General features: G+C 73.3%; 12 protein-coding genes. 5 read left to right on the top strand and 7 right to left on the bottom strand.

Annotated elements, in window-relative coordinates; translation table 11 throughout:
- Positions 1-13 precede the first annotated feature (13 nt).
- Together FZ988_RS05290 and FZ988_RS05285 are read right to left on the bottom strand one after the other, a co-directional pair.
- A complete protein-coding gene (locus tag FZ988_RS05290) occupies positions 14-1,036 on the bottom strand; it encodes a GNAT family N-acetyltransferase (protein WP_149203096.1) in 1,023 nt (340 codons plus the stop codon).
- A gap of 93 nt (positions 1,037-1,129) precedes the next feature.
- Positions 1,130-3,256: a DNA gyrase/topoisomerase IV subunit B gene (locus FZ988_RS05285; RefSeq protein WP_149202941.1), complete on the bottom strand. Its 2,127-nt coding sequence runs from the start codon at positions 3,254-3,256 to the stop codon at positions 1,130-1,132.
- Between the two features lie 131 nt (positions 3,257-3,387).
- On the opposite strand from FZ988_RS05285, the gene FZ988_RS05280 reads away from it, so the two are divergent.
- Together FZ988_RS05280 and FZ988_RS05275 are read left to right on the top strand one after the other, a co-directional pair.
- On the top strand, positions 3,388-3,600 hold the full coding sequence (locus FZ988_RS05280; RefSeq protein WP_149202940.1) for a DUF7455 domain-containing protein: 213 nt from the start codon (positions 3,388-3,390) through the stop codon (positions 3,598-3,600).
- Positions 3,601-3,718: 118 nt separating this feature from the next.
- Positions 3,719-4,207, top strand: coding sequence for a DUF456 domain-containing protein (locus tag FZ988_RS05275; RefSeq protein WP_149202939.1), 489 nt, complete (start codon positions 3,719-3,721; stop codon positions 4,205-4,207).
- A 78-nt stretch (positions 4,208-4,285) separates the two neighbouring features.
- Here the strand turns inward: FZ988_RS05275 and FZ988_RS05270 are convergent, their stop codons facing one another.
- From FZ988_RS05270 to FZ988_RS05255, 4 genes are all read right to left on the bottom strand, one after another.
- Positions 4,286-4,549, bottom strand: a complete 264-nt coding sequence (locus FZ988_RS05270; RefSeq protein WP_149202938.1) for a hypothetical protein — start codon at positions 4,547-4,549, stop codon at positions 4,286-4,288.
- A 13-nt stretch (positions 4,550-4,562) separates the two neighbouring features.
- Entirely contained in the window at positions 4,563-6,137 is a 1,575-nt protein-coding gene (locus FZ988_RS18915) for an RNA polymerase sigma factor (protein ID WP_149202937.1), read from the bottom strand.
- A 217-nt stretch (positions 6,138-6,354) separates the two neighbouring features.
- Positions 6,355-6,753, bottom strand: a complete 399-nt coding sequence (locus tag FZ988_RS05260) for a universal stress protein (protein WP_149202936.1) — start codon at positions 6,751-6,753, stop codon at positions 6,355-6,357.
- A gap of 116 nt (positions 6,754-6,869) precedes the next feature.
- A complete protein-coding gene (locus tag FZ988_RS05255) occupies positions 6,870-8,072 on the bottom strand; it encodes a DUF4192 domain-containing protein (protein WP_149202935.1) in 1,203 nt (400 codons plus the stop codon).
- A gap of 113 nt (positions 8,073-8,185) precedes the next feature.
- On the opposite strand from FZ988_RS05255, the gene FZ988_RS05250 reads away from it, so the two are divergent.
- Both FZ988_RS05250 and FZ988_RS05245 read left to right on the top strand, forming a co-directional pair.
- Complete coding sequence (locus FZ988_RS05250) at positions 8,186-8,788, top strand: hypothetical protein (RefSeq protein WP_149202934.1); 603 nt, start codon at positions 8,186-8,188, stop codon at positions 8,786-8,788.
- A gap of 19 nt (positions 8,789-8,807) precedes the next feature.
- Complete coding sequence (locus FZ988_RS05245) at positions 8,808-9,920, top strand: polyprenyl synthetase family protein (protein WP_149202933.1); 1,113 nt, start codon at positions 8,808-8,810, stop codon at positions 9,918-9,920.
- Between the two features lie 30 nt (positions 9,921-9,950).
- On the opposite strand, the gene FZ988_RS05240 is transcribed toward FZ988_RS05245, so the two are convergent.
- Positions 9,951-10,364 carry an Rv2175c family DNA-binding protein gene (locus FZ988_RS05240; RefSeq protein ID WP_149202932.1) on the bottom strand — a complete coding sequence of 138 codons (414 nt, stop codon included), beginning with the start codon at positions 10,362-10,364 and terminating at the stop codon, positions 9,951-9,953.
- Between the two features lie 131 nt (positions 10,365-10,495).
- On the opposite strand from FZ988_RS05240, the gene FZ988_RS05235 reads away from it, so the two are divergent.
- Complete coding sequence (locus tag FZ988_RS05235) at positions 10,496-11,710, top strand: LysM peptidoglycan-binding domain-containing protein (protein WP_149202931.1); 1,215 nt, start codon at positions 10,496-10,498, stop codon at positions 11,708-11,710.
- Positions 11,711-11,725 lie beyond the last annotated feature (15 nt).

The following is an 11,725-nucleotide window of genomic DNA, read 5'->3' as shown; positions in this document are numbered from 1 at the left end:
CGGCCCGTCGTGCCTAGATCTCGACGCTGTAGAGGACCTCGCCGTGCGTGGCCTCGTAGCCGAGCTTCTCGTAGAGGCCGTACGCGCCCGTCGGGTTCGCGGTGTCGACGCTGAGGCACGCGTACTCCATGCCGTCCGCGCGGTAGGCGGACATGGCGCTCGCGAGCAGCGCGACGGCGACGCTCTTGCCCCGCCACGCCTGGCGCACGCCCAGCAGGTCCGTGTACCCGCACGTGTAGCCGAGCACCGGCCAGTCCTGCTCGTACCGGCCGGACAGGAGGTAGCCCGCCACCTCGTCCTGGCCCTCGGAGCTGTCGAGCGCGACGAAGCTCCACCGGGGCACGAAGTGGCTGCCGTGCTGCTTCCACGTCTCGGGGGTCTGCGGCTCGGAGCCCCAGTGGTCGGCGAAGGTCTCGTTGTGCGCGAGGCGCACCTGCTCGTCGAGCTCGACCGACCAGGGCACGACCCGCACGCCCTGGGGCGCGTCGACCTCGGGCAGCGGCCTGCTCAGGTCGCGCCGCATCTGCGTGTACCAGCGGATGGGGCTGAAGCCCGCGGCTGCGTAGAGCCGGCGCTGGTCGCGCGCGCGCTCCTCCACGAAGGTCGCGAGCCTTGCCGGGAGGTCCTTGCCGGACTCCGCGAGCTTCTGGCGTCCGCGCCCCTCCATCCACGTCAGGACGGCGCGGCCGAGGCCACGGCCGCGCCAGTCGGGGTGCACCGCTCCGCGCAGGAAGGCGCGCACGGTCCGCGTGTCCCCGGGGCGGACCTCGACGACGGCGTACGCGCGCAGGGTCCCGTGGACGTCGAACCCGCCGAGGCTGTCCCGTTCGAGGTCCTTCCAGCTGCCCTCGAAGAGCTCGACGACCTCCTCGTAGGACTCGCGCTGGGGCGGGTTGTCGGCCGCCTCGATGGCCTGGATGAGGCCGAAGATCGCCGGCGCGTCGGCGATCTGGAGGGCGCGCCACGCGAGCTCGAGGTGCGCCGGCGGAAGGTCGAGGACCCCGGGTGCGTCGGCGCGCTCGGCGATCGGCTCCATCGTGCTCACGGGACCAACCTAGGTGATGCGGCGGTGCGGGTAGGTACCGTCCACCGGGGTGAGGTCCACCGGGTGGCCGGGCAGCACTGACGGTCAGGCATCGATGCGCGCACGGTCCAGCTGGGAGGCGCCCGCGACGATGAAGTCGCGACGCGGTGCCACCTCGGAGCCCATGAGGAGCTCGAACACGGCGTCGGCCGCGGCGGCGTCCTGCGCGGTGACGCGGCGCAGGGTGCGGTGGCGCGGGTCCATGGTCGTCTCGGCGAGCTGGTCGGCGTCCATCTCACCGAGGCCCTTGTACCGCTGGATGTCCTCCTTGTACCGCCGGCCGCTCTTCTCGAGGCGGCGCAGGGTCGCGGCGAGCTCGGCCTCCGAGTATGTGTAGACGTACTCGTTCTTCTTGCTCCCGTTGCCGATGACCTCGACGCGGTGCAGCGGCGGCACGGCGGCGTAGACCCGCCCCGCGTCGACGAGCGGTCGCATGTACCGGAAGAAGAGCGTGAGCAGCAGGGTGCGGATGTGCGCGCCGTCGACGTCGGCGTCGGTCATCATCACGATCTTCCCGTAGCGCGCAGCCTCGAGGTCGAAGCTGCGGCCGGAGCCGGCACCGATGACCTGGATGATGGCGGCGCACTCGGCGTTCTTGAGCATGTCCGAGATCGAGGCCTTCTGGACGTTGAGGATCTTGCCGCGGATGGGCAGCAACGCCTGGAAGTCCGAGTTCCGTGCGAGCTTGGCCGTGCCGAGCGCGCTGTCGCCCTCGACGATGAGCAGCTCGCTGCGGTCCACGTCGTCGGTGCGGCAGTCGGCGAGCTTCGTCGGCAGGGCCGAGGTCTCGAGCGCGTTCTTGCGACGCGAGATCTCCTTCTGCTTGCGCGCGGACAGGCGGGCGCGCATCTCGGAGACGATCTTGTCCAGGACGAGGGTCGCCTGGGTCTTGTGGTCACGCTTGGGGGACGTGAGCAGGGCCGTCAGCTCGCTCTCGACGACCTTGGCGACGATGCCCCGCACCGGGCCGGTGCCGAGCACCTCCTTGGTCTGCCCCTCGAACTGCGGCTCGGCGAGGCGCACCGTCAGCACGGCCGTGAGGCCGGCCATGATGTCGTCCTTCTCGATCCGCTCGGTCGTGTCCTTGGTCGACACCTTGAGGCGGCGCGCGTTGAGCTCGACCTGCTTGCGGATCGTCTTCATGAGCGCCTGCTCGAGGCCCGCGAGGTGCGTGCCTCCCTTCGGCGTCGAGATGATGTTGACGAAGCTCCGCACCTCGGTCTCGTAGCCCGTGCCCCAGCGCAGCGCGACGTCCACCTCGCACTCGCGGGTGACCTCCTGCGACGTGAGGTGCCCGCGGCCGTCGAGGACGGGCACGGTCTCGGTGAAGCTGCCCGTGCCCGCGAGCCGCCACGTGTCGGTGACCGCGGCGTCGGGCGCGAGGAACTCGACGAAGTCCACCGTCCCGCCGTGGTGGACGAACGTCTCCTCGTGGGGCCCGTCGGCACCGGGGGTCCCCGGCATGCGGCGCTCGTCGCGCACGGTGACGGTGAGGCCGGGGACGAGGAACGTCGTCTGGCGCACGCGGGAGACGAGCTCGTCGTAGGAGAAGACGGCGGTCGACGGGAACACCTGCCGGTCCGCCCAGTAGCGCACCCGGGTGCCGGTGCGGCCGCGGGCGACCTTGCCGACGACGTCGAGCTCGGAGGCGTCGACGAACGGCGTGAACGGCGCCTCGGGGCCGCGCGTGCCGCTGTCCTCGAACCGCCCCGGCTCACCCCGGTGGAACGTCATGCGGTACGTCTTCGACCCGCGGTCGACCTCGACGTCGAGCCGTGACGAGAGCGCGTTGACGACGCTCGCACCCACACCGTGCAGGCCGCCCGACGCCGCGTACGACCCGCCGCCGAACTTGCCGCCGGCGTGGAGCTTGGTGAACACGACCTCGACGCCCGTGAGGCCCGTCTTCGGCTCGACGTCGACCGGGATGCCCCGCCCGTTGTCGCGGACCTCGACGGACGAGTCGGCGTGCAGCACGACGTCGATGCGGTCGCAGTGCCCGCCCAGCGCCTCGTCGACGGAGTTGTCGATGATCTCCCATAGGCAGTGCATCAGGCCGCGCGAGTCGGTGGTCCCGATGTACATCCCGGGTCGCTTGCGGACCGCCTCGAGGCCCTCGAGGACGGACAGGTGGCGAGCGGTGTAGCTGGACTCCGACAACGTGCTGGTCACGCGCACGAGCCTAGACGCTGGCGCGCCCGGGCCCGAGGAGGCGTGCCGCACGGGGGCCCGGGGACTACGCGGTGAGCGAACCCGGGCCCTGGGAGGAGGCCCCCGCGTCGTGCGGATGGTTCTATGGACGCGTGACCTCCACGACCACGACCCCGTTGACCGCAGCAGACCGCTGCGACCGCTGTGGCGCGCAGGCCTACGTGCGTGTGGTGCTGCCGTCCGGCGAGCTGCTGTTCTGCTCCCACCACGCACGTCGTCACGCCGCCGCGTTCGCCGACGTCGCCCTGCACGTCCAGGACGAGACCGACCGCCTGCTCGAGGAGCACGGCGCGCCCGCCCGATGACCATGGCGCGCGCCGCGTGCGCGCGCTGACACACTGAGCGCATGACGCGAGGCCCGGGGTGCACCAGCATCCCGGGCCTCGCGGCGTGCCGGACGCAGCCCCCTCAGGACGGAGCACCGTGGACCTCGTGAACCTGTTCGTCGGCCTGGCGGTGCTCGTCGGCCTGGTGGGCATCGTCGTGCCGGTCCTGCCGGGGTCGCTGCTCATCGCCGCGGCTGTGCTGGTGTGGGCCATCGACGCCGAGTCCGGTGCGGGCTGGGGCGTGTTCGCGGCGGTCGCGGTGCTCCTGGCGATCGGCTGGGCCGCGACCTACGTGGTCGCGGGCAAGCGCGTCGCGAGCTCCGGGGTGCCCAAGCGGTCCCTGGTCGTCGCGGGGCTCGCGGGCATCGTCGGCTTCTTCGTCGTCCCGCTCGTCGGGCTGCTGATCTTCTTCCCGCTCGGGCTGTTCGGCATGGAGTACCTGCGCCTGAAGGACACGAGCCGTGCGTGGGCGTCGGCCTGGCTCGCGATCAAGGCGACGGCTCTGGGCATGCTCATCGAGCTGGGCCTGGCGTGCGTCGCGGCCGCGACGTGGCTGGTCGCGGTCCTGGCCGGCGTCGGCAGCTGACACGCCTGCGGCCCGCCCGGCTGCTGACGCTGCGGTCATCGTCCCCGCGGCTGACGCTGCGGTGATCGTCCCCGCGGCTCAGTGACCGGTGGAGGCGGACCGCCTCTGGCTGCCGGCCGGGCGGTCGCTGCCGGCGGGCCGCTGCGGCGGCTCGAGGTCCTCGGGGCCGCGCCGGGCGCGCCTGGCGTCGCCGACGACCAGGAGGGTCGCGACGACGACGGCGAGCACGGCGACAGCAGTGAGCCACGGGTCGAACCCGTTGCGCAGGCCGAGCGCCCAGACGCCGAGCGCGCCGAGCACGGCGGCGGTGAGCAGAGCCCACCCCGCCGTGCGTGCGGTCATGCGGAGGTCCCGATCAGTCGAGGTAGTCGCGCAGGACCTGCGACCGGCTCGGGTGGCGCAGCTTCGACATCGTCTTCGACTCGATCTGACGGATGCGCTCGCGCGTGACGCCGTAGACCTTGCCGATCTCGTCGAGGGTCTTCGGCTGGCCGTCCGTGAGGCCGAACCGCATCGAGACGACACCGGCCTCCCGCTCGGAGAGCGTGTCCAGCACCTGGTGCAGCTGCTCCTGGAGGAGCGTGAAGCTCACCGCGTCAGCGGGCACCACGGCCTCGGAGTCCTCGATGAGGTCACCGAACTCGCTGTCGCCGTCCTCGCCGAGCGGCGTGTGGAGCGAGATGGGCTCACGGCCGTACTTCTGGACCTCGACGACCTTCTCGGGCGTCATGTCGAGCTCCTTGGCGAGCTCTTCCGGCGTGGGCTCGCGGCCCAGGTCCTGGAGCATCTGCCGCTGGACGCGGGCGAGCTTGTTGATGACCTCGACCATGTGCACCGGGATGCGGATGGTGCGCGCCTGGTCGGCCATGGCACGGGTGATCGCCTGGCGGATCCACCACGTGGCGTACGTCGAGAACTTGTAGCCCTTGGTGTAGTCGAACTTCTCGACCGCACGGATGAGGCCGAGGTTCCCCTCCTGGATGAGGTCCAGGAACAGCATGCCGCGACCCGTGTACCGCTTGGCGAGCGAGACGACGAGGCGCAGGTTGGCCTCGAGCAGGTGGTTCTTCGCCCGACGGCCGTCCGACGCGATCCACTCGAGCTCGCGGCGCAGCTTGGGCTCGAGCTTCGGGTTCGCGGCGAGCTTCTCGTCGGCGAACAGGCCGGCCTCGATGCGCTTGGCGAGCTCGACCTCCTGCTCGGCGTTGAGGAGCGCGACCTTGCCGATCTGCTTGAGGTAGTCCTTGACCGGGTCGGCCGTGGCGCCGGCGGTGACGACCTGCTGGGCAGGTGCGTCGTCGTCGTCCGCGTCGGAGTACGTGAAGCCCGCGTCCTCGGTCTCCTCCTCCGCTGCGGCGGGGGCCTTCGCGACCTCGGTCTCGGTCTCCGTGTCGTCGGTGGCCTCGACCTCGACGTCCGGGTCGGCGACGACCTCGACGTCCTCGGTGTCGACCTCGACCTCGGCGGCGACCTCGTCCTCCGCGGGCTCGACGTCCTCGACGTCGTCGACCTCGTCCGACTCGGCGGGCGCCGTCGACTTGGCCGACGCCTTCGCGGGTGCAGCCTTCTTCGCAGCGGCCTTCTTGGCGGGCGCGGCGGCGGCCTTGGTGGCGGGCTTGGCGGTCGCCTTGGCGCCGTCAGCGGACGCGACGACGGGGGCAGGGGCGACGGCCGTGGTGGTGCTCGAGCGTCGCGCGGCGGCCGCGGCGACTGCAGGGCGGGCGGTGGGCTCGGTCACGGTGACGCCGGCGTCAGCAAGGCCGCGCAGCACGCTGCGCAGCCTCTTGGGGCTGACCTGTGCGGCGTCGCACGCGTTGCGGATGGCCTCGCCGTCGACGGACCCGTGGGTGCGTCCACGCATCACGAGCTCCTGCAGGGCAGGGTGCTCGAACTCGCGCGGGAGGGAGGAAGATGTGGGAAGGGATGACACAGAGAACCTTTCGGCAGCGCCAGGCTCACAGACATGGTGCGGGGGTAGACCTACATTGTAACGTCCGGGGCCCCGGTTTGATGCCCCGTGATACCCCGAACGGCCCTCGCTGATCGTCTCGCGCCACGGCCGACCGCCGGCGGCGTTGACTCGGATCAGGCGGCTGACCAGCGGCGACGCGCCCGTGGGGCGCGGCTGGTCGCTCGGTGTCAGGCGTTCATGACTGCGGCGGCTTGACCGCGAGCACCGGGCACGGCGCATCGAGGAGGATGCGCTGCGCGTTGGAGCCCAGAAGGAGCTTGCCGACGGGGCTCCGCCGGCGCAGGCCGATGACGATGAGGTCGGCGTCCTCGCTCTGTGCGGCCCCGATGATGTCGTCCGCGACGTCCTTGCCGCGGGTGGTCTGCCGCACCTGGAAGGCGAGGCCCGTCTCCTCGAGCCGACGGCGCACCTCGTCCGCCTGGGCCTCGACCTCGCTCGCCTCGGTGCCGAAGCGGTGGCCGCGCTCGCTGAGGATCACGACGAGCGGGACCTCCCGGGACGCGGCCTCGGCCATGGCCGCCTCGAGGGCGGCCTGCCCTTCCGCAGTCGCGACATAGCCGACAACCACGCTCATCGAGCCTCCCAGGCGAGTGCGACGCAGAACCCGGCTCGACGCTACCGGATGCGCGAGCACTCGACTCCCCCACAGGTCCCATGGCGGCCGCCACGGGCGGCCCGACCGACGGCGCGTCAGCCCGCCGTGCCCGGCCCAGCGGTCGCCCCGCCGCGCAGCCAGCCCGGAGGCATGCCCGCCGCGAGCGTCTCCTCCATGAGGACGGCGAGGCGGTAGCGCGGGTCGATCGTGAGCGCGCGCTCGATCAGCGCCCCGGCTCGCGCACCGTCGCCGGCCCACCAGGCGAGCACACCGAGCAGGGTCAGGCCGGGCGCCTGCGCACGCCGCGGGCTGTGGCCGACGACGGCCTCGAGGACGCCCGTCGCCGCCTGCGAGGCCAGCGGGTCCGGGGGTGCGCCGTCGACGGGGTCGACGATCGCGCGCAGTGCGGTGCCGACGTCGGCGGACGCGTCGCCCGCGACCACGCGGTCGCCGACGCGGTCCGTCCCCGGGATGAAGCTGAGCATGACCGCGTCGCGCACGAGCACGTCCTGGAGGGACGCCTGCAGGCGTCCCAGATGCACGGGAGGCACCGGGCGGCGCAGCGGCCCGCGCGACGCGCCCTCCCCCACGGCCGTCCCGCCACCCTCACGCGCGCCGGGCACCGCCTCGAGCGCCTCGCGGGCGTGAGCGACCTCGTCACGCCAGAGCGCGAGGCCCTCCCGCCGCCACGCGTGGAGCTCGGAGCCGCTCCCGGCGCGCTCCAGGCGTGTCGTCCAGCGGTGGGCGGCGCGACGTGCGGAGCGTCGCGCCTCGGCCGGGGCGAGCGCGATCCTGCCGAGCTCGGCCCGTGTCTCGACCACGCGCGCACCGGTGAGCACCATGTGGGCGCCGACCTCCGTCGACTCGAGCTCGCTCAGCGGTCGACCGCCGGGTGGGCAGCACGCGGTGTCCTCGCAGCCGAGCGCGAAGTAGCCCGACGACGAGACGACCCACGCCGCCATGTCGTCCAGGAAGTGCTCCCCGGCCTCCCGGACATGAGCCACGGCGCGGGTCGGGTGCCCGACGGCTGCTCCACCGGTGGCCTGGTCGGTGTAGACGACCGCGACGCACCTGCGCGCGCCGTCGGCGACCATGTGCGAGACGAGCGAGCGGGCGACCTGCGGCCCGTGCTCGGGGTGCGCCACGTCCGCGAGGTCGACGCGGGCCACGAGGCCGACCCGGGCCCGGTCGCCCCGGATGCTGACCAGGACCAGGCTCTCGACCGGACGGAAGCCGAGCTGGAAGGGGATGAGTGCGAGGAGCTCACGGGGTTCGCGGGTGCGGATCGTCGTCGGCATGGCGCCATCCGACCGCTCCGGACCCGCGACGGCCGTCGCGGTACCCCCTCCCTGTGGATTTCACCCAGGGTGGCGGGTCTGTGGACCGGGTGGTGCGGGGCTACGGTTGACCCATGGCCACGGCCAGGAGATCCCCCGCAGGACGCAGCACGCGTCCCGCAGGAGCCTGGGTCACCGCGGGCGCGCTCGCCCTGGGCCTCCTCGTGTCGGCCGCTGGCTGCGCCGGCACCATGTCCGCGGCGGACGAGGACCCCGGGACCACGGCAGCTCACCCGTCCACGGCCGACGCGCGCGGCGAGGCGACGCTCGCGGCCCCGGAGACCAAGGACTCCCCCGAGCCCCTCGTGACGGCGTCCCCCGACGAGCACTCGGAGGTCGGCGACCTCGTCGAGGGCTTCCCCATCGACCTGCTGCCCGTCCCGACGGACGCGGTGATCCTCGTGACGTCGGCGGTCCCCGTCGGCGACGCGGAGGTGCAGGAGGTCTCGCTGAACCTGACGACGTCCGCGACCGCCGAGGAGCTGCTGACCCTCTACCGCGACGCGCTGACCGGCGCCGGGTTCACGGAGGTCGCACCGCTGACGGCGACGACGGACCTCGCGGTCGACTCGACGTTCACGCGCTCGGGCGGCGACGAGCTGGTCTCGATCGGCGTGCTCGACGAGGACGGCGTGCGGACCGTGACGATCGGCGGGCGGGTCCACACGACGCGATGACGGCCCCTAGGGTGGTCGGGTGACGTCCTCATCCCCGCGCCTGGTCGACGTCGAGGACGTCCGGGCGGGCGTCGACGCGATCCTTGCCGAGCACTCCGAGGCCCTGCGCGCGGAGCTCGCCGGGATCGGGGGCGACAGCGGTGCGCTCGTCGACGCGCTGCGCGACATGCTGTGGGGCGGCAAGCGGCTCCGCGCGGCCCTGTGCTACTGGTCGTGGCGCGCGCACGGGGGCGACCCGGCCGACGAGGTGGGCCGTCGGCGCGCACTGCGCGTGGGCGCCGCTCTCGAGCTCTTCCAGGCGGCCGCGCTGTTCCACGACGACGTGATGGACGACTCCGACACCCGCCGCGGCCGGCCCGCCGCGCACCGCGTCTTCGCGAGCCGGCACGCGGAGGCTGCGTGGTCGGGGCCCTCCGTCCGGTTCGGCGAGTCGAGCGCGATCCTGCTCGGCGACCTCGCGCTCATCGCGAGCGAGCGTGAGTTCGCGCTCGCCGTCGAGGGCCTCCCGCTCGGGACCCGCGGCGCGGCGCGCGGCGTCTTCGACACGATGCGCACCGAGGTCACCGTCGGCCAGTACCTCGACGTCCTGGCGCAGGCGCTGCCGTGGGGCCACGACCCGGCCGACGACGAGCGGCGGGCGCGGGAGGTGATCCGCGCGAAGAGCGCGCGGTACAGCGTCGAGCACCCCATGGTCCTCGGGGCCCTGCTCGCGGACGCTGCGGCCGACGCCGTCGCGCGGACGCGCGAGGTGGGCCTGCCCCTCGGTGAGGCGTTCCAGCTGAGGGACGACCTCCTGGGCGTCTTCGGCGACCCGGCCTCCACGGGCAAGCCCGCGGGCGACGACCTGCGCGAGGGCAAGCGGACGGTCCTCGTGGCGCGAGCCCTCGCGGGCTCCGACGCGCAGGACCGCGCGCGCCTGGAGGAGCAGCTGGGTCGGCGCGACCTCACGGACACCGACGTCGCCGAGCTGCGTCTGCTCGTCGAGCGCAGCGGTGCCGTCGCGCAGGTCGAGCAGCTGATCGGCGAGCTCTCGAGCCCGGCGCTCGCGCGGCTCGCCTCGAGCGACCTGGCGGAGCCCGGCCGCACGATGCTGCTCTCGCTCGGTCACGCGGTGGTCGACCGCACGACCTGACCGGTCCCGCGGGGCCGCGCGCCGGCCGAGCTACAGGGCGAGGGCCTGGGCGCGCCGGCGGATCTCGGTCTTGTGCCCCGCGGCGAGCGCCGCGATCGGCGTCGTCGGGCGGTCGGGGCCCGTGCCGAGGGACTCGAGCGAGGCGTCCTTCGTGAACAGCCACGCCACGGCCTCCTCGTCGGAGAAGCCCGCGTCCTCGAGGAGCACGAGGGTGCCCTGCAGGGAGGGCACGACCTCCCACGCCTCGTCGCCGTCGGTGCCGCGGCCGACGACCGGGGTGAGGAACTGGGCGGGCACGCTGAGGATGTTCCGCTCGCCGCGCCGGACGGCGAGGAGCTTGTGCTCCTGCAGCAGCCGGCGCACACGGCCGACGTCCGTGCGCAGACGGTCGGCGACGTCGGGGAGGGGCAGCCATTCGCCCACGAGGGCGTCGAGATCGGTCACGGCCCCAGGGTAGGGCTTCACCCGTGCGGACCAGGGACATCGCTTCCCCTGGGTGTCGCACCTGGGTTACGTTCACTTCTGTCACTTGAGTCACACGAGTACCACCAGTCACAGAACCAGGGACGGATCTCATGACCTACGCCGCTCAGCGCGCGCTGCCCACGGCGTCCCCCTCGGCACGACCCGGGGCCGCAGGCCGGCGCCGGCTCGCCGGCGGCACCGGCGTCGGCCTCGCCCTCGCGGTGGCCTCGGTCGCGGGGAGCGCCACGGCCGCCCAGGCCGAGGACTACACGGTCCAGGAGGGCGACACCGTCAGCCACATCGCGCGACGCACGTCGACGACCGTCGCGCAGATCGTCGCCGCGAACGGGCTCGACGCGCGGGCGAGCATCCGCGCCGGTCAGCACCTCACGATCCCCGTGGCCGGTGCCGCGGTCCCGGTGGCCCCGGTCGCCGCCCCCGCGCCCACCTCCACGAGCCACACCGTCGCTGCGGGCGAGAACGTCTCGGCGCTCGCCAAGCGCTACGGCACGACGACGGCCGCGATCGTCGCCGGCAACGGGCTGGGCGCGGACGCCATGATCCGCATCGGCCAGGTGCTGACCATCCCCACGGCCGGCGCCCCGGCCCCCGTAGCCGCGCCGGCAGCCCCGGCGGCGCCCGCAGCCGGCGCGCACACCGTCGGTCGCGGGGACACGGTCTCGGGCCTCGCCACCCGCTACGGCACCACCACGGCCGCGATCGTCGCCGCCAACGGCCTCTCCGCGGACGCCATGATCCGCATCGGCCAGGTGCTGACCATCCCCGGCGCGGGCGGCGCGGCCACGGTCGCGACGAGCACCGCAGCACCGACGTCCGGCCTCGTGCCGAGCACGTTCGCGGGCCGCACGTACCCGGAGGCGACGGTCGCGTCGGCCAACGAGAACAAGGCGACGCTCCTCGCGATGGGCGTCCCGAGCAAGGCGGACATGCAGGCGCTCGTCACGGCGACGGCGCGCGAGATGGGCGTGTCGACGTCGCTCGCCCAGGCCATCGCCTACCAGGAGTCCGGGTTCAACCAGAGCGCGGTCTCCCCCGCCAACGCGATCGGCACCATGCAGGTCATCCCCAGCTCCGGCGAGTGGGCCTCCGAGCTGGTCGGGCGCCACCTGAACCTGCTGGACCCCGTGGACAACGTGGTCGCGGGCGTCGCGATCCTGCGCCAGCTCGTCGCGACGAGCCCCGACCTCCCGACGGCCATCGCGAGCTACTACCAGGGGCAGGCGGGCGTCCGGAAGTACGGCATGTACGCCGACACGCGCGTGTACGTCGCCAACGTCCAGACGCACATGTCGCGGTACGCCTGACGGGTTCTGCGCGAG

This window comes from Actinotalea subterranea, assembly GCF_008364845.1.
Classification (GTDB): Bacteria; Actinomycetota; Actinomycetes; order Actinomycetales; family Cellulomonadaceae; genus Actinotalea; species Actinotalea subterranea.
This window is presented reverse-complemented; position numbering and strand designations above follow the sequence as displayed.